This window comes from Halobacillus sp. AWM4_238 (genome assembly GCF_056158265.1).
This window is the reverse complement of record NZ_JBSWSY010000002.1, coordinates 935,543-957,975: the sequence shown is the minus strand read 5'-3', so window position 1 is coordinate 957,975 and position 22,433 is coordinate 935,543. Positions and strand designations below refer to the sequence as shown.

Here is a 22,433-nt window from a genome sequence, read left to right as displayed (position 1 = left end):
CCGTTTGTCGGCAATTACAAACGTTTCATTTTCAGTTTCATTTGTTTAAGATAAGGGTATAAAGATGAAAATGATACACATTCATTTTATGCTTGACTATAAGGAATGTCAAGGAAACGCGCTATGTATCTGCTAACATATTCAAATATTTAAAAATATCAGTCTATTTTTTAGTATTTTCAGACCGAACCACACAAGAATTGACCCGATCCAAGGACCCTCTATAATACTTTATTTAAATGCAATCCATAGATTAAAAAAATCGAGTATGAAACAGCTGTTTCATACTCGATTTTTCTTAGTAGAACGATTAAACGTCTAATGTTTCCTGACTCTCTTTATTATTAGCATCTGCCGCTTCCTCATCAGCTTCCATGCCATAGTGATCTCGAATCAATTTTTTCACTTCTTCATAGACCTCTACATTCTCTTTAAGGAATTGCTTAGCATTCTCACGACCTTGGCCGAGTCTATCATCTTTATATGAATACCATGACCCGCTCTTCTGGATGAGATCGAGGTCTGTTCCGATATCAAGCAGTTCCCCTTCTCGGGAAATACCTTCGCCGTACATAATATCCACTTCTGCCTGTCTGAAAGGAGGGGCCACTTTGTTTTTGACCACTTTCAAACGGGTCTTGTTTCCGACCATTTCGTTTCCTTGTTTCAAAGTTTCCGCGCGACGGACTTCCAGACGAACAGAAGAATAGAACTTCAACGCACGCCCACCAGGAGTTGTTTCTGGATTACCGAACATAACCCCTACTTTTTCACGAATCTGGTTAATGAAAATGGCTGTTGTTTTTGATTTATTGATGGCTCCAGAGAGTTTACGAAGCGCTTGAGACATCAAACGTGCTTGCAAACCGACGTGAGCGTCACCCATTTCCCCTTCAATCTCAGCTTTTGGTACAAGTGCTGCAACGGAGTCAATGACAACCATATCGACTGCTCCACTACGTACAAGGGCCTCAGCAATTTCAAGCGCCTGTTCTCCTGTATCTGGTTGAGAGAGTAAAAGTTCTTCAATGTCTACACCCAAAGCTCTCGCATAAACAGGATCAAGAGCATGCTCCGCATCGATAAAGGCTGCCTGACCACCTTTTCGTTGAGCTTCTGCAATCGCATGGAGTGCGACTGTTGTTTTACCTGAAGATTCTGGTCCATAAATTTCTACAATTCGACCACGTGGGTAGCCGCCGACACCAAGGGCCACGTCAAGAGCAAGGGATCCACTTGGAACCGTGTTCACTTTCTGCTCCGCGCTTTCTCCCAGCTTCATAATGGAACCTTTTCCGAACTGCTTTTCTATTTGACGTAATGCCATATCTAATGCTTGTTTACGATCGCTCATTATATACCGCCTTTCAATATTTCTATCCCTATCATAACTTGTTTTTCATCGTTTGCCAACTAAAAAGCGAATAAATGTTCCCGTTTTTTATAAAGAATAGAAGGTGTGATATTTGTATTTCCTCTACGTGAAATTAACAAAATCACACCTTCCCAGCAATGAAAATTACTTTTTTAATTTATGGAAAATCATTTCGTACGCTTTTTTCACAGCTCTGACTCTCACTTGTTCCCGTCCTCCGTCGAAATGGAATTTATGAACTTCCGGTTTTCTCTCTCCTATTTGAAGACCGATAAAGACGGTACCTGGTTCATGTCCTTCGCTGGCATCGGGACCTGCCACACCTGTGAAACTGACAGCAAGATCAACATTTAAGTTCGCTTGAGCGTTCAAAGCCATTATTTCTGCACATTCATGACTGATGGTCCCATATTGTTCTATTAGGAATTTAGGGACCTGCAGAATTTTTTCTTTCATTTCCCCCGTATAAACGGTATATCCGCCCTGACAGACGGATGAAGCACCAGGCAAGGCTATGAGACGCTCCAAAAATCTTCCTCCGGTAAAGCTTTCCGCTGAGCCGATTTTGAATCCTTTTTCTTTAAGAAGATCTCTTACTTTCTCCTCGATGGTAATCGCATCACTGCCGTAATAATACTTTCCGACACGAGCAAGGATTTCAGTTTTAAGCGCTAAGATCTTTTCCTTCGCCTGTTCTGTTGATTCTCCTGTGGCTGTCAACCTTAAACCCACTTCCCCTTCTGAAGCGAGAGGGGCAATGGTCGGGTTGGACTGGGCTTGAATCAAGGACTGAAGTCTTGTCTCCAAATCCGATTCGCCGATCCCGATAAAACGCATCATTTCTGAGACGATTTGTGATTCAATATGATGATTGTTCTCTAGGTACGGAATGACGTATTCATCCATGATATGCTTCATTTCTCTAGGAACTCCTGGAAGGAAGACCCATAGGGTATCCTCATGCTTTACCAATTGACCAGGCGCCATCCCTTCTGAATTTTGAAAGACAGAGGCACTCTCAAACACACGCGCCTGTTTACGATTATTTTCTGACATAGACTTTTGATTTCTTTGATAATAGCCCTTGATCTTTTCCATGGAATCTTCGTGTTCAACCAGTTCCTCACCAAAAACGAGTTGAGCGGCATCCAGTGTCAAGTCATCTTCAGTCGGACCGAGTCCACCTGTGACAATAACAAGGTCAGCCCTTGTTTCGGCCAGGGCAAAAGAATCTGTCACCCTTTTCAGGTTATCTCCGACCACGGTGTGATGATAAACGGAATGTCCAAGGGTGGCAAGTCGACTTGAGATCCACTGGGCATTTGTATTCGCAATTTGACCTAAAAGCAATTCTGTACCAACACCTATGATTTCTGCTCTCATTTGGAATCTCTCATTACATGCCAATTTTTCTTGAAGTAATCATAACCGGAATACACAGTAATGAACAATGCCAAGTAAAGAGCGAACATTCCAAGAGGGAAGCCGATAAATGCAAATGGCCAATTATGCAATAGGAGAAGGGAAATGGCGATAATTTGGATCCATGTCTTCAGTTTTCCCATTTGACTTGCTGCAAGGACACTACCTTCCCCTGCAGCTACTAATCGAAGTCCCGTAACAGCGAATTCACGGCTGATGATCAATATGACGATCCATGCTGGGGCGAGCCCGATTTCGACAAGCAAGATCAGGGCTGCGCTGACTAAAAGCTTGTCAGCTAGTGGATCGAGAAATTTCCCTAAATTGGTGACTAGGTTATATTTCCTCGCAATATACCCGTCGATCCAGTCGGTTGTAGAAGCTACAATAAACAGCAGTGCACCTGCTAAATGGGCGACAGGTAACTCACGGTCTCCCATTTGAAACGTGCCCCATTCAAATGGAACGCTCATAAGGATAATGAAAATCGGAATAAGAAAAATTCTGGATAATGTAATTTTATTTGGTAAATTCATACGCTCACTCTCCTAACAGTCATTTCAATACATGAAAGGCTGCCCGTCCACAAAGAGTGGCCTTGCACTCTTTCAATGAAACGCTGGGGCAGCCTAATCATGATTATATTCAGTTTCTTAGTTGAATTGCAACAATAACTTCTGAGTGGATACTTCTGGATTAGGGTAAGGGATTGCCTTTTCACCAATCTTAACGGTCGTTCCTGGTGCATTCCCAGTCTTAATGTACAATTCAGCTTTATCCCCTAAATCAAGGGAGATTGGCGAATCCTCTGCGGTGTATTCTTTTGCTGTTACAAGGTCTTCACCATTTTTAGGAGCTTGTACTTCCATGTAGGCTCTTCCTGTCAACTCAATGACAACAGATTGTTCCGTTGCGCCGCTCACCTCATAGGTGTGTTCTGGAAAAGAACCTGTCCCTTCCTGAACGAGTTGAATGTCCAACTCTTCAGCATTCTCAGCAGGGGGTTCCTCTTCTTCCACTGGTGCTTCTTCTTCTGAAGCTGTTTCTTCAGAATCATTTTCATTTTCTCCTGCTTCTCCCTGATCGCTGGAGGTCTCGTCTTCAGAATTCTCAGGCACACTAATTTCATTGTTGGATTCATTGTCTGGTGTTGTATTGCCACCTTCTGCTCCGCTCATATTCTGCCATACGACCCATACGACAAAGATCAGGCCGATGATCAATCCAACGGTTAAAATGGTTGGGAGCGCCTTGGATGACCGTCCACTTGTTTGTGTCGCTTCTTTTTTGGTTCTTTGGACACGGCTGTACTGTACTGTGCTTTCCTCATCGAAGGTCGGGAGTTCCCCTTTATGTTCTTCCATGACAAGTTCAGGGTCTAAACCGACCGCAGAGGCGTATTCCCTGATAAACGCACGCGTGTAAAATTTTCCAGGCAAAACTTGAAATTCATTCTTTTCAATGGCCTGAAGGTAGCGCTTTTGTATTTTCGTCGTCTCTTGCAACGATTCTAAAGAAAGCCCCTTGGACTCCCGGGCTTCCTTCAGTCTTTCTCCAATCTCCATGTTAACACCATCCAATTTCTAAAAATCGAACATGGAAAAACCTTCATTCATAGACATTTCTTGTTTTTCCACAGGTTCATAAGTAATTTCTTCATCTTCGTTATTCCGAAGTTCGATTATATAATCAAAATCATCCATTGTATATTCCGTTTCCTGAACAAAAATGTCAGGGTGTTCAATGACTTTCGTTGCAGGAAGTCTCATGATCTCACGGACAAGTTGCCAATGTTTTTCATTGGCACGTTTCGCAGAGACAATCCCATCAATGATATAGAGATTGTCCTCACTGTACTCTTCATCGATCAGTTGATTGCGTACGGTCTGCTTTAAGAGCGTACTGGATACGAACAGCCATCTTTTGTTCGCACATACACTCGCTGCTACGACAGACTCCGTTTTACCAACCCGAGGCATCCCGCGGATTCCGATCAGTTTATGCCCATCCTTCATAAAGAGTTCAGCCATAAAATCGACAAGTAACCCAAGGTCCTCCCGATTGAAGCGGAACGTTTTACGATCATCCACATCACTATGTATATATCGTCCATGCCTTACTGCCAAACGATCCCTCAGTTTCGGCCGGCGCAGTTTCGTCACTTTTATTGTATCCATGGTATTTAATATCGATCTCAACCGAGTGATTTGTTCTTCGTCTTTGCACAAAAGAAGCATGCCACGGTGTGAATTTTCCACACCATTGATGGTAACAATGTTTATCGCCATCATTCCTAACAATGAGGAGATGTCCCCAAGTAGTCCTGGGCGGTTATATTGGATTTCATATTCTAAGTACCATTCTTTTTTTTCCATAATACAACTCCTCTGAAAAATTGTCGTTATTTGTCAAAGTCGAGTGATTTATGGAATTTTTCACTCTCTATCTATCATAAAGGATTTTTTCTAAATAGGAAAGGTTCGATCCTATATAAACATACAAAAATTGAAAAACCTTCGTTACACCAGAAAAAATCCGCACAGACGTCTGTGCGGATTGATGACGAGGTTAACCTTGATTTCCTTCGTTTTGAACCATTTTCACCATCATATTGGCAATGGCGTGTTGTTCTTTTTCATCTGCTACATTCCAAAGATCACGCAAGACAGCTTCCTGCTCGTTCTTAGCATCAACGGAGTTCGCTAAGTAACCACCAATCTCATAAGCAAGTTCAGAAACCGCTTGTTCTTGCATGCCTTGACCTTTCGCCTGGTGTAAGCGATCGCCCAAGAAATCTTTCCAAGAATCGAAATTATCGAGAACAGACATGATGTAACCTCCTCTGAATTTTTTCATGCTTAGTATGAGAAGGAAACACAGATCTTATGCAACAGAATTAAGACCAACCGCCATTGACTTGAATCACTTGCCCAGTTATGTAGCTTGATTCTTCACTCAACAAAAAACCGGCCGTCTGTGCGACTTCTTCAGGTGTCCCGGACCTCCCAAGTGGAATTTCATCCTCTAGAAAATTCCGTTCTTCCTCGTCGAGATGAGCGTTCATTTTAGTATCAATCAAGCCAGGTGCAATGCTGTTGACTCTTATTCCACTCGGAGCGACTTCTTTGGCAAGCCCTTTGACAAAGCTGTTCTGTGCGCCTTTTACAGAACTATAGACAACCTCCATGCTCGCGCCTTCCACCCCGAAAATAGAACTGATGACAACAACATTGCCACTTTTCTTTCGGATCATATAGGGCAGGACCTTATGGGAAATCATCCATAAAGATTTGACGTGGACGAAATGAAGCTGGTCCATCTCACCCTCTGTCATATCCTGGAATAAACCACTATACATATGCCCGCCAGCAAAAATCACAGCATCCCACTCTTCATGGATCTGATTCAAAAAGGAATGAATGCCACTTAATGTAGAAAGGTCCGCCTGATAGGCATCAATCCATTGAGAATCAGGAATCTCTTTTCTCAATTCTTTAATGGTTTGCTCATTTTTATGAAAATGAAGGCCAACGGAGAATCCTTGACCGACGACACGCTTGACGACCGCCTGACCAATACCTCCGCTGGACCCTATAATCAAACACTTTTTATGCATTGGCTTGAGGCTTAATTTGGAAGACAGTAATGGCGTCTTCTTTCAACCAGTGCTGCAAGTACTCTTCTGCATCATCAGCGGTCAAGGATTCAATGATCGGCAGCACTTCAAACAAGTCTGTCCCGAGAGTGTGGTAGTGGGTGAATTGATTAGCGATAAACTCCAATGAGTTCATGGCTCTCATAAATTGACCGATCTTCTTCCTTTTCATCCTCGTGAAATCTTCATCGGAAATCCGCTGTTCCTTTAATTCATGAAGCATTTCTTTAATACGGGAAGCCATTTCGTCTGGTTTTCTAGAGTCTCCTCCGAGAATCGTAAAACCAAATTGACGATCGAGTTCCGTTTCAAATTGGAAGCTGTCATCGATGAGATCGTTCTTGTAGAGCTCTTCATAGAAAACGCCGCTTCTTGAGAAATAGTAATCCAGGATCATTCCTGAGAGAAGCTCGCCTCTGACCAACTCTTCTCCTGTCAGTCCCTCGACATTTTCTTTGACTCCGACCATCGCTTTTGCGGTCGTCACGGGCATAGTAATTGAATGTTCTTTTTTAGCAGCAGAAGCCGGCTCTTCAGGATATGACCGGTTGATTTCAGGTGCATCAGGGAATTCTTTTTTCGCTTGGTTGTCTCTGATCATGGTCATCATGGACTCAGGATCGATATTTCCAGCAACGAATAAGACCATGTTCGAAGGATGATAAAACGTCTCGTAACAAGTATAGAGGTCATCTTTCGTAATTTTTTGTATGCTGTCAACCGTACCTGCAATGTCCACCTTCACAGGGTGGTGGTGGTACAAGCTTTGAATCGTTCCGAAAAAGGACCGCCAATCAGGCTGATCATCATACATGCGAATTTCTTGCGCGATGATCCCTTTTTCTTTTTCCACCGATTCTTCTGAGAAATAAGGATCCTGGACAAAATCAAGTAGTGTTTGTACATTTTTATCGATTTGACTGGTTGCAGAAAACAAATAAGCCGTTTTCGTAAAGGATGTAAAGGCATTCGCAGAGGCACCGAGCCTTGTGAAATCCTGAAACACATCACGGTCTTCTTTTTCAAATAGTTTGTGTTCAAGAAAGTGTGCAATCCCTTCAGGAACGGTCACCTTCTCATCTTTTCCGATCGGCGTGAACGTTTGGTCGATGGATCCGTAATTTGTCGTGAAAATACCAAAAGTCTTGGCCATTTCCGGTTTTGAAAGCAAAAATACTTTCAACCCATTATCCAAAGTCTCCTGATAAACCGTTTCGTTCAACTGTGTATAGACCAGTTCTTCCATTAGGATTCCCCTCCTTCTTTACTCGTTAAAAAGTAAATCGTATCCAGTTCAATTTTCTTAGCCATTTGGACGACTTGCTCTTTAGTTACTTTTCGAATATTGTTGATGAGCTCATTTGCAGGCATCTCAGCGCCTGATAACATTTGATGGTAAAGGACTTCGATCATGCCGTTTGCATTATCCATCGTTTCTTGAAGTTGATGGATGACCTGTTCTTTCGTCTCCTCCACTTGTTCTTCGGTGAAATCCCCATTCTTCATTGCATCCATCTGCTCCAAAATAATCGATTTCGCCTGATCATAGTCTTTAGGGTCAACGCCACTGAAAACTAGCAGAAGACCTTTGTGACTTTCGAACCTTGAAGCGGCATAATAAGCCAAACTGTGTTTTTCACGAACATTCATAAACAATTTGGAACTAGGGAACCCTCCAAATATGCCATTAAAAATTTGCAATGCATAATAATCGTCATCACCAAACTTCGTATACGTACGATAACCAAGATGAAGTTTACCCTGGTTCACTTCTTCTCTTTCAACAATCTCTTTCGCCTCTTTGACCTCTTTTGTGACAGACAATTGATCGTCGTCTGCATTGGTGCTTCCTTTTCTAGAGAAATATTGATCCGTCAGCTTCTCAATCGCTTTTTGATCCATATCACCAATGACGTACACATCAAGCATATCTTTTGAGATCATCTCTTTATAGTAAGCATAAAGCTTTTCTGATGTAATCGCTTCTAGATCATCCAAGTATCCATGAACATGAAGAGCATAAGGTTCATCTTTACACATATGATCCATGAGTCTCATATTGGCGTAGCTCATTTTATCGTCTTTAATGCTTGTGATTTTTTGTTCAAGGGTTTGTTTTTCACGGGAGACAATGGAAGGATCGAACCCTTCCCCTTCTGTCTTCGGATCAAACAGCACTTCATTGAAAAGTTGAACCGCTTCTTCAAGGATCGGTTCCTGATCATTCAAGTAAGTTTCATTGACCACTTCCATACGGAAACTGATGACGTGGTTCTCCCCTTTTTTGGACCCGTCGCTAGAAAGGGCGGTTCCATAAAGGTTTTCAAACGCAGACTGCAACGACCGTACGTTCGGGTGTTTGTTCGTCGCTTTTTGCAGGACATGAGGCAACAGCGCACGTTCTGTTATTCCTTCTCTTTTTAAAGGTGCCTTAAATTTGGCAACGATTGTAATGGTTTTGTATTTTTTGCTTGGTAAAATATGTAGACGGTACCCTTCTTTTTCGAGTAACGTTTCTTCAGTTATTTTCATATTCATCCTCCTTATCAGTCTCTTCTATTATAGACCTACATGTCCATATTCATCCATTCAAACTAAGTCCTATGCTAAGGTATATGTGGGAAAAAGTAAAAAAATTAAGTCCGGCACATCCGCACCGGACTTAAAATCGCTTATCGATTCCCTTTTACATAAGCTTCTCCCAATGACTTTGGTGCTTCCGCTCTTCCAATAAACCCTGCGAGAGCAAGGATCGTCAATACGTAAGGAGCGATGAGCATAAAGACAGAAGGTACGTTTTCCAAAAAGGCGATATCCGATGAAACGATACTTAAACTTTGGGCGAACCCGAAGAAAATGGCCGCGCCGAGGGCTCCAAGTGGATGCCATTTTCCGAAAATTACGGCTGCAAGTGCGATGAACCCTTGGCCCACAATTGTACCATGGGAAAAGTTATGGGTTACTGTCAACGCATAGACAGCGCCACCCAGACCACCGAAAGCACCCGAAAGCATCACTCCGATGTACCTCATCTTATAGACGTTAATCCCATTGGTATCCGCAGCCATCGGATGTTCACCAACTGACCGTAGACGAAGCCCAAATGGCGTTTTAAAAATGATGAACCATACTAAGAATGCCAATGCAATCGCTAAATAAGAAGTCCAGTACCACCCAGTGAAAAACATGTCCCCAAGAATCGGGATCTTATTGAGAAGTGGAACATTGGAAGAATAAATCGGACTTTCAATGAAATCCGTCTGACCTTTGTCATACCACTGTTTGGTCAGAAACAATCCAATTCCTAAAGCCAGGAAGTTAATAGCGACCCCACTGACAACTTGATCCGCCCGAAAAGTAATGGAGGCGACGGCGTGAACGAGTGCAAATATAGCAGATACGGCCATTGCGATGATCAGGGATACGACTGGAGTCGCTGCGCCGAAAACACTATGAAATGTCAAGTTGGAAACGATGGCTACGAAAGCCCCCATGATCATTAAGCCTTCAAGACCGATGTTGATGACTCCCGATCGTTCACTGAACACTCCCCCTAAAGCGGTAAAAATAAGAGGGGTAGCAAATACTACTGATGCGCCGAGAATACGGCTGATTAGTTCAATAATCTCCATTTATTTCCCCTCCTTTTTAAACCGAAGCATGACCCAACGAATCATATAGCTTGAAGCGACGAAGAAGATGATCAGTGCAATAATGATCTCTACAAGTTCGGTTGGAACTCCTGCAGCCGTCGGCATATTCAACGCCCCGATTTTCAAAATTCCAAAAAGAAAGGCGGCAAGAATGACACCAAATGCTGTATTCGCACCTAATAGGGCGACAGCAATTCCATCAAATCCAATATTGGTAAACCCAGATTTAATCGAAATGAAACCAAAAGTTCCGAGTCCTTCCATCGCACCTGCAAGACCTGCAAAAGCACCGGAAATGACCATGGCAAGAATGATGTTCTTACTAACATTCATTCCTGCGTATTTGGATGCATTTTGGTTAAAACCTACAGACCTCAATTCAAATCCAGTCGTCGTCCGGTTAATAATAAACCACATGACGAATGCCATTAATATAGCGACAATAAAACCATAGTGAACTCTTGAATAAAACGTTATATCCGCAAGCCACGCCGATTGTAATGACGCCGTTTCTGCTACTTCTTCTGTTCGATCCGCTCCATCGCTCAACAAGTTACGGACGATGGAATTACTTAAATACAGGGCAATATAGTTCATCATGATTGTAACAATAACTTCATGAACGCCTAGTTTCGCTTTCAGAAGACCAGGAATAAAGCCCCACAAGGCACCTGCAATGGCGGCAGCCAAGATCGCTAAAGGCAAGTGCAGGATCATTGGCAATTCAAAAGAAATACCAATCCAAACAGAGGCAAGCCATCCCATAAACACTTGACCTTCAACTCCGATGTTCAACAGCCCTGACCTTAGGGCAAATGCCACCGCAAGTCCTGAGAGGATGTAAGGAGTCACCTGTCTGATTGTCTCCCCTAAGAAGTATGCATCACCGAAGGCCCCATTCCATAAAGCAGCAAACCCCGCGATCGGATTGTAACCGAAAATCAGCATGATGATGGCACCAGAAATTAGGCCGAGCACTACGGATATGATTGGTACTAGGATATTGAATAGGCGATTGGAAAACATTACTGCTCACCTGCTTTCTCTGTTGAATTCCCAGCCATGAGCAACCCAAGCTTTTGCTCAGTCGTTTCTTCTGGCTTGACATCAGCAATGATCTGTCCATCGAACATGACGGCAATCCGGTCACTCAAGTTCATAATCTCATCCAGTTCGAAGGATAGAAGAAGCACAGCGCGACCTTTGTCTCTCTCTTCGATTAATTTTTTATGGATAAATTCAATTGCTCCTACATCTAGCCCACGCGTCGGCTGAGCAGCAATAATCAAATCCGGGGACCTGTCCACTTCCCGCCCAATGATTGCCTTTTGCTGGTTCCCACCTGAAAGAGCCCTCGCCGGTGTGTAAGCATCCGGCGTGCGGACATCATACTCTTCAATCAATGCTTTCGCTTTTTTGTAGATGTTCTTAAAGTTCATGACCCCTTTTTTGGAATACGGTTGCTGGTGATAGCTTTGCAGCACCATATTTTCACCAATAGGAAAATCGAGTACAAGACCGAATTTATGGCGATCCTGTGGAATGTGAGAAACCCCAGATTGAGTCACTTTACGAGGCGTCAAGTTCGTAATTTCTTTATCATGAAGGCGGATGGTTCCAGATTCACTTTTTCTTAAGCCTGTGATAGCTTCAATTAGCTCTGATTGTCCATTCCCATCAACACCAGCGATTCCGACAATTTCACCTGCCCGAACTTCCATGTTCAGTCCTTTAACCATTTCGACACCACGGACATCTTTCACCCTCAAATCTTCAACTGAAAGATAGGCTTCTTTTGGATCGGCTTTTGTTTTCTCCGTAGAAAAGTTGACATCGCGACCCACCATCAAAGAAGCAAGCTCTGTAGGGTTGGTTTCACTCACATCAACCGTTCCGATCCCCTGTCCTTTCCGTATCACTGTACACCTGTCACAGACCTCCATAATCTCCTTCAATTTATGTGTGATCAGGATGATTGATTTTCCTTCTTTTACAAGGCTTTGCATAATATCAATCAACTCTTTGATTTCCTGAGGCGTAAGTACAGCTGTTGGTTCGTCAAAAATTAAGATTTCCGCTCCTCGATACAGTGTTTTCAATATCTCGACACGCTGTTGCATCCCTACGGATATATCACGAATTTTTGCTTTAGGATCGACATTTAGACCGTATCTTTCGGAAAGCTCCCTCACCTGTTCTTCCGCATGTTTCAAGTTCACCGTTCCAGCTTTCTTAGGTTCACTTCCTAAAACGATATTCTCAGTTACCGTAAACGTATCTACGAGCATGAAATGTTGGTGAACCATCCCGATTCCTTGTGCATTTGCTACGTTAGGATCCGTAATGTTGACCTTCTCTCCACGCACTCTGATTTCTCCTCTTTCCGGCTGATAGAGGCCGAACAAAACGTTCATAAGTGTAGATTTACCCGCTCCATTTTCCCCAAGAAGAGCGTGGATTTCACCTTTTTTCACTTGCAAATTAATATTGTCATTCGCTACAATACCCGGAAATTCTTTTCTAATGTTTAACATTTCAATGATATAGTCCATTCGTCTCTCTCCCTCCCCCATGCACCTTAAAAAATCACCAAAGGAAAAGGGCCGGAACAATCTTTTCATTTGATGATTTTCTTTGACAGAAGAAAAGGCCGGCTCTCACCAGCCCTTTCAAAAAGTTTTTTACATTGAATTTTTACATTGAATCTAAGAATGTTTGAAGATCATCACGTGTGCTTGGAACCTCAACATCGCCGTTGACGATTTTCTCTTTCCACTCTTCCACAGCAGAAACGATTTCTTCTGTCATCGCTTCTTCGTTTGTGCGAGCAATGCTGATCGCATCGTCAGCAAGACCAAATTCAAGGACTTCCCCTCCAGGGAATTCTCCATTCATGCCTTGGTTTGCTACGTTTTGAACAGCGATGTCTACACGTTTAACCATGGAAGTAAGCGTGACGTTGGAATCACCGATTTGACCTTCTTCGTGCTGGTCACGGTCAACACCAATCACCCATACTTCTGCATCAGGGTTGCTGTTTTTGATGTCTTTTGCCTGTGCGAATACGCCGTTCCCCGTTCCACCGGAAGCATGGTAAATCACATCGATATCTTTGGAGTACATGTTGGAAGCAATCGCTTGTCCTTTTTGAGAGTCATTGAAGCTTTCAGCATACTGTACTTCTACTTCAATCTCTGGGTTTACAGATTTAGCACCCGCAACGAATCCTGCTTCGAACTTGTTGATCAAGTTTCCATCTACCCCGCCAATGAATCCGACTTTATCTGTGTTTGTTTTGTTTGCAGCAGCTACACCTGCAAGGAAAGAACCTTGGTGTTCTTTAAACACGATGCTCGCTATGTTATCACCTTCTTGAACAGCGTCAACAAGGGCGAAATTCGTATCTGGATATTGCTCAGCAACTTCAGCGATTGCCGGTTGAAGAAGGTATCCGATACCATAGATCAATTCATAATCCTGACGAACAAGGCGGTTTAAGTTTGTTGCGTAATCGGCATCACTCTCAGATTGAGCGTAGTCGATTCCCTCACCTTTACTCATGCCATGTTCTTCACCGAAAGCCTGCAAGCCTTCCCAAGCGGATTGGTTGAAAGACTTATCGTCAACCCCGCCGACATCTGTAACCATCGCTACAGAGTAGTCACTGTTACCTTCTTCAGAAGATTCTTCACTGCCAGAATCATCACTGCTGCTTCCACTTGCTTCTTCATCTCCACCAGAAGAACCACAAGCAGCCAGGAACACACCAAAAGTTAATAGAAATACTAGAACCATAAGAAAACGACTTTTAAACAAAACCATTACCCCCTAATTGTTTAGTATGACGTGAATCAGTATCCAGCAGATTACAAGTATCTATTACCGGCCTCACCTCCCTAAAATGAATCCGTCATACTTTTTGTAAGCCCTTACACTCTTTTTCTTAAAACATGGAAACTAAACTTGTCAGCCCGAAAGTAGTTGGAGGAAAGTAACATAGGAACATCGTCCTGAGAGTAGTGCATTTGCCTCAAAAGCAAAAGAGCCTGGTCGGGTTCACAGTTTAAAATCGGAGAAATTCTTTCATGAAAGCCGATCGGTTCGATATGTGTAACGGCATAACCAATCGTTTTTCCTGTGTAGCGCTCTAGAACATTAAACAAGGAATCCGCTTCTCTTATTTGCTCGATAGGAAGTAGACCTTCCGGAATTTTGTCTGTACAATAAACCACCGGCTGATCGTCAGCGGTTCGAACACGTTCGACCTTTGCAATGCTATGTACATCCAGCGGTGAGAATCGCTTCCGATCTTCTTCCGTCGGTTCAATTAGCTCTGCAGACAAATACTGAGACCCCGGAGTCATCCCTGACTTTGCAATCATGCCTGTTACACTATCTAATTCCTCAATGCCGGATGTGAACAGGGGCTTTGGATTAACAAACGTACCTACACCGTGCCTCCGAGTAACCACACCTTCTTCTTCTAAAATCCTCAACGCTTCCCTCAATGTAGCTCTTGAAACTCCAAGAGATTTTGAAAGCTGGAATTCGGATGGTAGTTTTTGTTTTTCTACAAAGATACCGTTTTCAATATCGCGTTTAATCTGCTCGATCACCTGTAAATAAAGATGTCGAGTATCTTGTCTGATGGACATCACTTTCACCCCAAGTCTATTGAACTATATGTCTAGAGATCTGACCTCTGACGTTCGACACATCACATTTTGACAATAATATAACACTATTCGATAAATAAATAAATAGAATTAGGACATTTTTATGAATTTTGACTCATTTCCATAGATTGCGTTTGATAGATTTCGACAAACACTTCATCCACGTAAAATCTCAAAACATATTGCAAAAAAGCCCCCTTTTCTCGAAGACTCAGTTTCGAGATGTTTTTGTGCGTTTAGGGGCTACGGGGAATGACTCGCTTTCCGCGGGAGCGCGGTGAGCCTCCTCGGACTGCGTCCTGTGGGGTCTCACCCTGCACTCTATTCCCGCAGGAGTCTCGCCATTCCCCTCCGCCCCTTTGCCATTTAAGTGTCTCGAAACCACTTCCAGAATTAGGCGATTCCTTCACGAATTGCGAGCAATAACACAAATCTCCACCGTATGGATGAAGCTCAAAACCTCTTGTTATAGAGCGTTTTCTTACTATAGGTAGTGATGGCGGAAGATGCTCCTTCCTGGTATAGGGGTTCGTTTCTCACAATATTGAATGGGGTGGTTAGGAAGTTGCAAGACTCCCGTGGGAGAAAGGAGATCGGCGAGATCCCTTAGTGCGGCAGACCGCCCGAGGAAGCTCGCCACTCCCCCACAGGAAAGCGAGTAGCTTCCCAGCCACCCCTGACGCCTCCCATAGCAAACGAACCCCGAAAAGTCTCGAAACTGAGTCTTCAAGAATCCTGCCAGTTCGTTTAATAAGGTGGATCCTATCTTGGCAGTAAAAAAGGATCCACCTGGTTAGGCTGGATCCTTTTTGGGTTAGGATGTGTGTTGTTCTTCTGTTTGTTGTGATACAAGGACTGCTCGTGGTTTACTGCCTTCATAAGGGCCGACGATACCATTGTCCTCCATGGCATCGATCAAGCGGGCTGCTCTCGTATATCCGACGCGGAAACGTCTTTGAATCATAGAAACACTGGCACTTTGCATTTCGATGACCATTTGAACCGCTTCTGGATAGAGATCATCATCCACTTCTTGTTTCACTTCACTTTCCTCTTCTGGGATCATCTCTTCTTGATACTGAGCTTTTTGTTGTTCGACACAGAAGTTTACGATTCTTTCTACTTCTTCATCCGATAAGAAAGCGCCTTGGACCCTCGTCGGCTTGTTGGACCCGACTGGTGTAAAGAGCATGTCTCCTCTACCCAACAACTTCTCTGCTCCCCCAGAGTCTAAAATCGTTCGTGAATCGGTCTGGGAAGATACACTGAAAGCAATTCTTGATGGGATATTGGCCTTGATCACACCAGTGATGACATCCACGGAAGGACGCTGGGTTGCGATAATCAAATGAATGCCGGCTGCCCGGGCCATTTGTGCAAGGCGTGTGATCGCATCTTCCACTTCGTTGGAAGCCACCATCATTAAGTCTGCCAATTCATCAACGAGGACAACGATGTACGGAAGCTGTGGCTGTTCGTCTTCATTTTCCGCGTTGTGCTTTTTGATGTATTCATTGTAGCTTTCAATATTTCTTGTGCCTGAATCTGAGAAAAGATCATATCTTCGTTCCATTTCAGATACAACTTTCTTTAGCGCACGTGAAGCTTTCTTAGGGTCTGTGACAACCGGAGCCAACAGATGGGGAATTCCATTATAGACATTCAATTCCACCTTCTTAGGGTCGATCATCATCATTTTCACTTCATGCGGCTTGGCTCTCATCAAAATACTCGTAATGATTCCATTGATACAGACACTTTTACCACTACCGGTAGCACCTGCGACAAGCAAGTGAGGCATTTTATTTAATTCTGACATGACAGCCTCACCTGAGATATCTCTACCTAACGCAAAGCTTAATTTGGCATCTGAGCTTGATCTGCCCGTTTCTAATACTTCACGTAAAGAAACCATAGACACTTCCTGATTCGGCACTTCGATTCCGACTGCTGACTTACCTGGAATAGGTGCTTCAATCCGGATGTCTTTTGCGGCTAAGGCTAAGGCAAGATCATCATTCAAATTTACAATTTTGCTGACTTTCACTCCTACATCAGGGTAAACTTCATACTTCGTTACAGAAGGACCCACATGGACTTTCGTTACTTTCGCTTTTACACCAAAACTTTGGAAAGTCTTTTCTAGTTTCCTTACAGTGGCTTGGATATGAGTACGCCCTTGACTTTGTGGGCTTGATGTAGGTTCATCCAACAATTCTAAGCTTGGCAGCTTGTAATCCATGTTTTCAAGTTCTGCTGTCGGCATCGACTTTTCTATATTGACCTCATCCGAATCTTGCTGTTCTTCCTTCCCAGCTTCTTTCGGCTTACTCGTTTTATCACTAGCATAAGCCGTATCAGTAAAGTCTTGGATGATTGGCTCTTGGTCCTGCTCTTCTTCATGATCGTTGGATGATTCGTTCATTTCATAAACCACTGTATCTTCTTCGTGTTCTTCCAAGGCGTGCTTTTTCTTCTCTGCTTTTTGCTCTTTTTGATCCTTCAACCTTTGCACCTGCTCTGCGCTCATCTCTTTCACTTTACGCCCGAGCTTAGCAAACAGCTCACCAATGGATTTTTCACTGACGAAAATGACGCCGATGATGAAAAGGAAAAATGATAAAATGGCTGCTCCAGCTTTTGCAAAAAGATAATACGTGATGGAAAGAAGAATGGCACCCGTCAGCCCTCCACCGATGCTGTAAAATGGAAGTTCTCCTCTCATCATTCCGGTGATCCTGTCCCACGTCATTCCAAGAATAGAACCTTCTCCTGTCCCAAGTTCAGCCGAAAGTGTTTCAAGATGTGTGAACAAGAGTAAAGCCGTAACAATGGTGTACACGCCTAATAATCGTTTATGTAAAAAAGAAGGCCATTTTCTTTTTACCATCAAATAGACACCAACAATTAAAAAGAACAGGGAGGCGATAAAGTACCAAACTCCAAATAAGAACTGCCAGAACCTCTCCAAACCTCCCGGAACCGCTCCATCACTAATAGCAGAAGCCCCGCTACCTATGACAGCAATGAAGAGGAAGAACAGCCCCAATAGTTCAAACTTCAAATGGCTTTTCATACTCGATTGCTTTTTCTTCTTTTTTCTTTTCCTAGCCATGGTCTTTCCTCCCCCATATGTATAACTAAAACGAGAAAAATGCCGATGGTTCCTTCAATAGGTATGAAGAAATACAGCACCGGCATCCAGTCACTCATTTATTCTATTATACCACAGCCATCTACAATGTTACGAGTCCAACCATGTACCTGGTTGAAGATCAGGATCCATGTAATGAGATGGATCGGTGGAAAGGACTTGCATAATCTGCTTTTTCCCGTCTGCAGATTGACGACACATTAATGGACAGTCATTATGTTCATGATAGACAACAGACATTTCTTCTTCCATTGGAAAAATGTCATGTTCACTTAATGGGGTGTATAGAATGGTCATTGAACCACCTGCTGCTCAGATCCTTTATTCTGCTCAATAAGCTCATTCAATTTTGACATTGCTTCTTTCACGCCGCCTACAGCATCAATGAGCCCATGATCGACCGCCTGTTGACCAACGACGTTCGTACCAATATCCCGGGTTAAATTCCCCTTATCAAACATGAGTTCCTTGAATTTATCTTCAGCAACGTTGGAATGCCTCGTTACAAAGCTGATGACGCGATCCTGCATCTTATCCATGTATTCGAACGTTTGGGGGACACCGATGACAAGTCCTGTCATACGGATCGGGTGAATCGTCATCGTTGCTGTTTCGACGATAAATGAGTAGTCCGCAGAGACAGCAATCGGAACACCGATGGAGTGTCCACCTCCTAAAACGATAGATACAGTCGGTTTGGATAACGAAGAGATCATTTCAGAAATCGCAAGGCCCGCTTCGACATCTCCTCCAACTGTATTTAACAGGACGACCAAGCCTTCAATTTTAGGATTCTGTTCGATCGCAATCAATTGAGGAATCAAATGTTCATACTTCGTTGTCTTATTTTGTGATGGCAACTGAACATGACCTTCCACTTGTCCGATGATCGGCAATACATGAATATTGGAATCAGCTGGCTGGGGGACATTGCTTTGTCCGAGCTGCTGAATCTTATCAACGAGAGAGGATTGCGATTTGGATTGATCTTTTTCTTTGTCTTTGGAATCGTCTTTCATGGATCGTTCTCCTTTCGCTCTTTTCCCGTAGTATGACTCAAACGATATGAATCATACTTTCAACATCCTGCTCCCGTTTGCTTTTTTTTCAAAATACCATCCGATTCTTGCCTTACGACTTAGAATTTATCAGACCGTGTTGGGAAATCACTTCGTAACGGAGTATCTTCCACAATTGAAAGCTTATTTCCCCCCTGTGGTTTTACCCTTGTCATGCAAAAAACCAGGGCTCTACACCCTGGTTTCAATTGATATTTTGCAAACAATTGGCAATGGCTTCTTCTTCGCTTTGGGTTAATGGCACCAAAGGCAGTCTGACTCCACCCGTTTCAATACCTTGTAATTTCAAAGCTGCTTTTACAGGAGATGGTGAGGGAGCCATAAACATGCCATTGAACACGGGCAACAGTTTTCTGTGGAGGTCTCCAGCTTCTTTCCATTTCCCGTCTTCAAATATGGAAAGCATTTTTTGCATCTGATTTCCTAAGATATGAGAGGATACGGATATGATCCCGGTTGCACCGATTGCGTAGGCAGGAAGAGTTAAATGATCATCTCCACTGTAAATGGAAAAGTGTTCATCAGTGAGTGCCCGAATTTTTGCCATCCCTTCCAAATCCCCTGTCGCTTCCTTTAAAGAGACAATATTCTCGATTTTAGAAAGTTCTATGATGGTTTCAGGCTGGATTCGAACGACCGACCTTCCTGGAACATTATAAATCATTACAGGTAGTTTTACGGATCCTGCAATCGTTCTAAAATGTTGATAAAGCCCCTCTTGATTCGGTTTATTGTAATAAGGTGCGACAAGCATGATGGCATCCACGCCTGTGGCTTCGGCTCTTTTGGATAGTTTCATGGAAGTTTCTGTGCTGTTGCTTCCCGTTCCCGCTATAACAGGCACCCGACCTGCGACGGTTGTGACGACATGTTTCCATAAGCTTACTTTTTCATCCGATGTCAGAGTTGGCGATTCTCCTGTCGTTCCAGCTACGACGAGTCCGTCGGTACCGTTCGCTAATAAATAGTCGACCAGCTCCGTCGTTTTCTTAAAATCAATTTCACCATGTCGATCAAAAGGAGTCACCATAGCCGTCAATACCTTCCCGAAATTCATGTCAGTTTTTCCCCTTTCTTAGGTGCCTTGCTCAATCGGAAGGTTTTGTGAAGGGCGTTAACCGCTTCGATGAGATCCTCTTCTTTGACCAGTACCCATATGGTCGTATGGGAATCGGCTGATTGGAGAATTTGGATTCCTCGATCGGTCAATGTTTGCACGATTTGCGCCGTTACACCAGGAATGCCTGTTATGCCCGCTCCGACGGTCGACACTTTGGCACAGCCTCTTCTCACTTCTGGTTCATAGCCTAGTGCTTCAAGGATTTGGATAGCTTTGTCTGTAAAGATGTGGTTGATGGTGTAAAGAACACCACTTGGAGATATGTTGATGAAGTCTACGGAAATATTAGCGGAAGCCATTGATTTGAAAACATCGGATTGTAGTTTGGAAGGGTCTTCTTTCGATTGAACTTTAATTTGTGTGAGGCCATCCATATGAGCGATTCCTGTTACAGTACGTTCTGATATATCTCTCCCTGTTCGATCCTCTTTCGTTCCTGTTACGAGAGTGCCGGGAAGATCTGAATAGGTGGATCGTACTCGGATGGGAACTTTGGCATACATGGCAATTTCTACTGCCCTAGGATGGATAACTTTTGCTCCTTGGTAGGCCAGGTTGCAGATTTCGTTGTACGTGATCGTGTTCAGAGGTCTCGCTTCCTGTACGAGCCTTGGATCCGCGGTCATGATCCCTTCTACATCTGTGAAAATATCGATGTACTCAGAGCGCAATGCCGCCCCTAATGCAGCAGCTGTTGTGTCACTGCCACCGCGTCCTATGGTTGTTGTTTCACCTTGAACCGTCTGACCTTGGAATCCTGCGATAACTACGACTTCATGTTTTTTGAGCTCTTCTAAGATTCTTCCAGGGTTAACTTGAGTGATTTTCGCCTTGGTAAAATCCCCATTGGTGGTAATTCCGGCTTGCGCACCTGTTAATGATACTGCATTTACACCAGCCAAATTCAATTCATGAGCAAAAACAATCGAAGAAATCGTCTCTCCACAAGACATCATCAAATCCTGTTCTCTTGGCGAAACGTTCGTTTTAGGAAAGTCGATTAATCCAAGCAATGTATCTGTGGCATATGGACTACCTTTTCTGCCCATTGCTGAAACGGTAACAACGACTTTAAATCCTTGATCCAAGCCGTTTTTTACATGGTGGATGGCCCGGGACCGACTTTCCTGGTCCCGGACGGAAGTTCCACCGAACTTTTGTACAAGTAGCTTCATTTGGCCACCTCAACTCAATAAAAGTTTACAGCCACTCATTTGCAATCAAGCGTTCTGCAATTTGCACGGAATTCCATGCTGCACCTTTTAACAAGTTATCGGATACAACCCATAAATGGAATCCTTTTTCATGATCGAGATCTTTTCTAATTCTACCGACAAACACTTCTCGTTTCTCTGCCGCGCTTAATGGTGTCGGGTATGTCTGGGTAGCAGGATCATCTTCGAGAACGATTCCAGGCGCTGCATCTATCAGTTGTTTCACTTCTTCAACAGTAACGCCTTCTTTTTCTATTTCAATATATACACTTTCTGCGTGCGATGTGAAAAATGGAAGGCGTACACAAGTCGCTGCAACAGAAAGATCAGGTGCATGCATGATTTTCTTTGTTTCATTGATCATTTTCATTTCTTCAAATGTATAACCATTATCCTGAAAGACATCAATTTGAGGCAGTGCGTTAAATGCGATAGGATAGTGTTTTTTATCTCCCTTTACCGGAAGAAGATTAGCTTCCAGTTCTTCTCCATTTAAGAAGGACTGTGATTGTTCTCTCAGTTCTTCTGCTGCTTCATTTCCAGCTCCGGAAACGGCTTGGTACGTAGAAACAATGACACGGTTCATGCCTAACGCTTTACGAACAGGCTCAAGAGCAGCCACCATTTGGATTGTTGAACAGTTCGGATTGGCAATGATCCCTTTATGTTCCTTTATATCTGCCTCATTTACTTCAGGTACGACAAGCGGTACCCCTTCTGCCATACGGAAGGCACTTGTATTATCAATCACGACGGCTCCACGTTTGACGGCTTCTGGAGCTAGTTTCTTAGATACAGAACCTCCAGCAGAGAACAAAGCAATATCAACACCTTCAAAGCTTTCTGGGGTAGCCTCTTCCAGCGTGTATTCTTCATCATTGAACACCATTTTCGATCCTGCTGATCGACTTGATGAGAGAAGCTTTAAATTTTCAACGGGGAACTTCCGATCTTCCAACGTCTCCAGCATCTTTTGTCCGACGGCACCGGTCGCCCCGACGACAGCTACATTATATTTTTTCGATTCACTCATTTTCGGCATCCTCTCTTGTATATCATTTGTAAGAATAGTAAGACATGTCACT

The 22,433-nt window shown here is 43.4% G+C and carries 20 protein-coding genes; all 20 read right to left on the bottom strand.

The genetic code is table 11. The features are described 5' to 3' along the window. Positions 1-310: 310 nt before the first annotated feature. The 20 genes from recA to asd all read right to left on the bottom strand — a co-directional run bounded on the left by recA (position 311) and on the right by asd (position 22,381). Entirely contained in the window at positions 311-1,354 is a 1,044-nt protein-coding gene (recA, locus tag ACXACN_RS04910; RefSeq protein ID WP_220583194.1) for a recombinase RecA, read from the bottom strand. Between the two features lie 165 nt (positions 1,355-1,519). Beyond that, the gene (locus ACXACN_RS04905) at positions 1,520-2,758 is read right to left on the bottom strand and encodes a competence/damage-inducible protein A (RefSeq protein WP_474962745.1); all 1,239 of its coding nucleotides are present in this window, start codon (positions 2,756-2,758) and stop codon (positions 1,520-1,522) included. Further along, the gene (gene pgsA, locus ACXACN_RS04900; RefSeq protein WP_474962743.1) at positions 2,755-3,333 is read right to left on the bottom strand and encodes a CDP-diacylglycerol--glycerol-3-phosphate 3-phosphatidyltransferase; all 579 of its coding nucleotides are present in this window, start codon (positions 3,331-3,333) and stop codon (positions 2,755-2,757) included. The genes ACXACN_RS04905 and pgsA overlap by 4 nt, the downstream gene beginning before the upstream one ends. A 117-nt stretch (positions 3,334-3,450) precedes the next feature. Further along, entirely contained in the window at positions 3,451-4,362 is a 912-nt protein-coding gene (locus ACXACN_RS04895; protein WP_474962742.1) for a helix-turn-helix domain-containing protein, read from the bottom strand. Positions 4,363-4,380: 18 nt separating this feature from the next. Further along, positions 4,381-5,172 carry a DUF3388 domain-containing protein gene (locus tag ACXACN_RS04890; protein WP_146816339.1) on the bottom strand — a complete coding sequence of 264 codons (792 nt, stop codon included), beginning with the start codon at positions 5,170-5,172 and terminating at the stop codon, positions 4,381-4,383. 193 nt (positions 5,173-5,365) lie between these two features. Beyond that, entirely contained in the window at positions 5,366-5,626 is a 261-nt protein-coding gene (locus ACXACN_RS04885; RefSeq protein WP_115893179.1) for a DUF3243 domain-containing protein, read from the bottom strand. 67 nt (positions 5,627-5,693) lie between these two features. Beyond that, on the bottom strand, positions 5,694-6,413 hold the full coding sequence (gene ymfI / locus ACXACN_RS04880; protein ID WP_474962740.1) for an elongation factor P 5-aminopentanone reductase: 720 nt from the start codon (positions 6,411-6,413) through the stop codon (positions 5,694-5,696). Further along, positions 6,406-7,698, bottom strand: coding sequence for an EF-P 5-aminopentanol modification-associated protein YfmH (gene yfmH, locus ACXACN_RS04875; protein WP_474962739.1), 1,293 nt, complete (start codon positions 7,696-7,698; stop codon positions 6,406-6,408). The genes ymfI and yfmH overlap by 8 nt, the downstream gene beginning before the upstream one ends. After that, positions 7,698-8,984 carry an EF-P 5-aminopentanol modification-associated protein YfmF gene (yfmF, locus tag ACXACN_RS04870; RefSeq protein WP_474962738.1) on the bottom strand — a complete coding sequence of 429 codons (1,287 nt, stop codon included), beginning with the start codon at positions 8,982-8,984 and terminating at the stop codon, positions 7,698-7,700. The genes yfmH and yfmF overlap by 1 nt, the downstream gene beginning before the upstream one ends. A 140-nt stretch (positions 8,985-9,124) precedes the next feature. Then, entirely contained in the window at positions 9,125-10,084 is a 960-nt protein-coding gene (locus tag ACXACN_RS04865; protein ID WP_474962736.1) for an ABC transporter permease, read from the bottom strand. After that, positions 10,085-11,131 (bottom strand): ABC transporter permease, encoded by a 1,047-nt coding sequence (locus tag ACXACN_RS04860; protein WP_474962735.1) that lies wholly within the window; start codon positions 11,129-11,131, stop codon positions 10,085-10,087. Then, entirely contained in the window at positions 11,131-12,657 is a 1,527-nt protein-coding gene (locus tag ACXACN_RS04855; RefSeq protein ID WP_474962733.1) for an ABC transporter ATP-binding protein, read from the bottom strand. The genes ACXACN_RS04860 and ACXACN_RS04855 overlap by 1 nt, the downstream gene beginning before the upstream one ends. A gap of 142 nt (positions 12,658-12,799) precedes the next feature. Beyond that, positions 12,800-13,921 (bottom strand): BMP family lipoprotein, encoded by a 1,122-nt coding sequence (locus ACXACN_RS04850; RefSeq protein ID WP_474962732.1) that lies wholly within the window; start codon positions 13,919-13,921, stop codon positions 12,800-12,802. Positions 13,922-14,034: 113 nt separating this feature from the next. Continuing rightward, positions 14,035-14,760, bottom strand: a complete 726-nt coding sequence (locus tag ACXACN_RS04845; RefSeq protein WP_474962731.1) for a GntR family transcriptional regulator — start codon at positions 14,758-14,760, stop codon at positions 14,035-14,037. A gap of 835 nt (positions 14,761-15,595) precedes the next feature. After that, the gene (locus tag ACXACN_RS04840) at positions 15,596-17,896 is read right to left on the bottom strand and encodes a DNA translocase FtsK (protein ID WP_474962730.1); all 2,301 of its coding nucleotides are present in this window, start codon (positions 17,894-17,896) and stop codon (positions 15,596-15,598) included. Between the two features lie 129 nt (positions 17,897-18,025). After that, complete coding sequence (locus tag ACXACN_RS04835; protein ID WP_474962728.1) at positions 18,026-18,232, bottom strand: YlzJ-like family protein; 207 nt, start codon at positions 18,230-18,232, stop codon at positions 18,026-18,028. Beyond that, the gene (locus tag ACXACN_RS04830; RefSeq protein WP_474962727.1) at positions 18,229-18,954 is read right to left on the bottom strand and encodes a ClpP family protease; all 726 of its coding nucleotides are present in this window, start codon (positions 18,952-18,954) and stop codon (positions 18,229-18,231) included. Before ACXACN_RS04830 ends, ACXACN_RS04835 begins: the two co-directional genes overlap by 4 nt. Positions 18,955-19,198: 244 nt before the next feature. Further along, complete coding sequence (gene dapA, locus ACXACN_RS04825) at positions 19,199-20,071, bottom strand: 4-hydroxy-tetrahydrodipicolinate synthase (protein ID WP_474962725.1); 873 nt, start codon at positions 20,069-20,071, stop codon at positions 19,199-19,201. Then, positions 20,068-21,309: an aspartate kinase gene (dapG, locus tag ACXACN_RS04820; protein ID WP_474962724.1), complete on the bottom strand. Its 1,242-nt coding sequence runs from the start codon at positions 21,307-21,309 to the stop codon at positions 20,068-20,070. Before dapG ends, dapA begins: the two co-directional genes overlap by 4 nt. Positions 21,310-21,334: 25 nt before the next feature. Continuing rightward, the gene (gene asd / locus ACXACN_RS04815) at positions 21,335-22,381 is read right to left on the bottom strand and encodes an aspartate-semialdehyde dehydrogenase (protein ID WP_474962722.1); all 1,047 of its coding nucleotides are present in this window, start codon (positions 22,379-22,381) and stop codon (positions 21,335-21,337) included. Between the last annotated feature and the right edge of the window lie 52 nt (positions 22,382-22,433).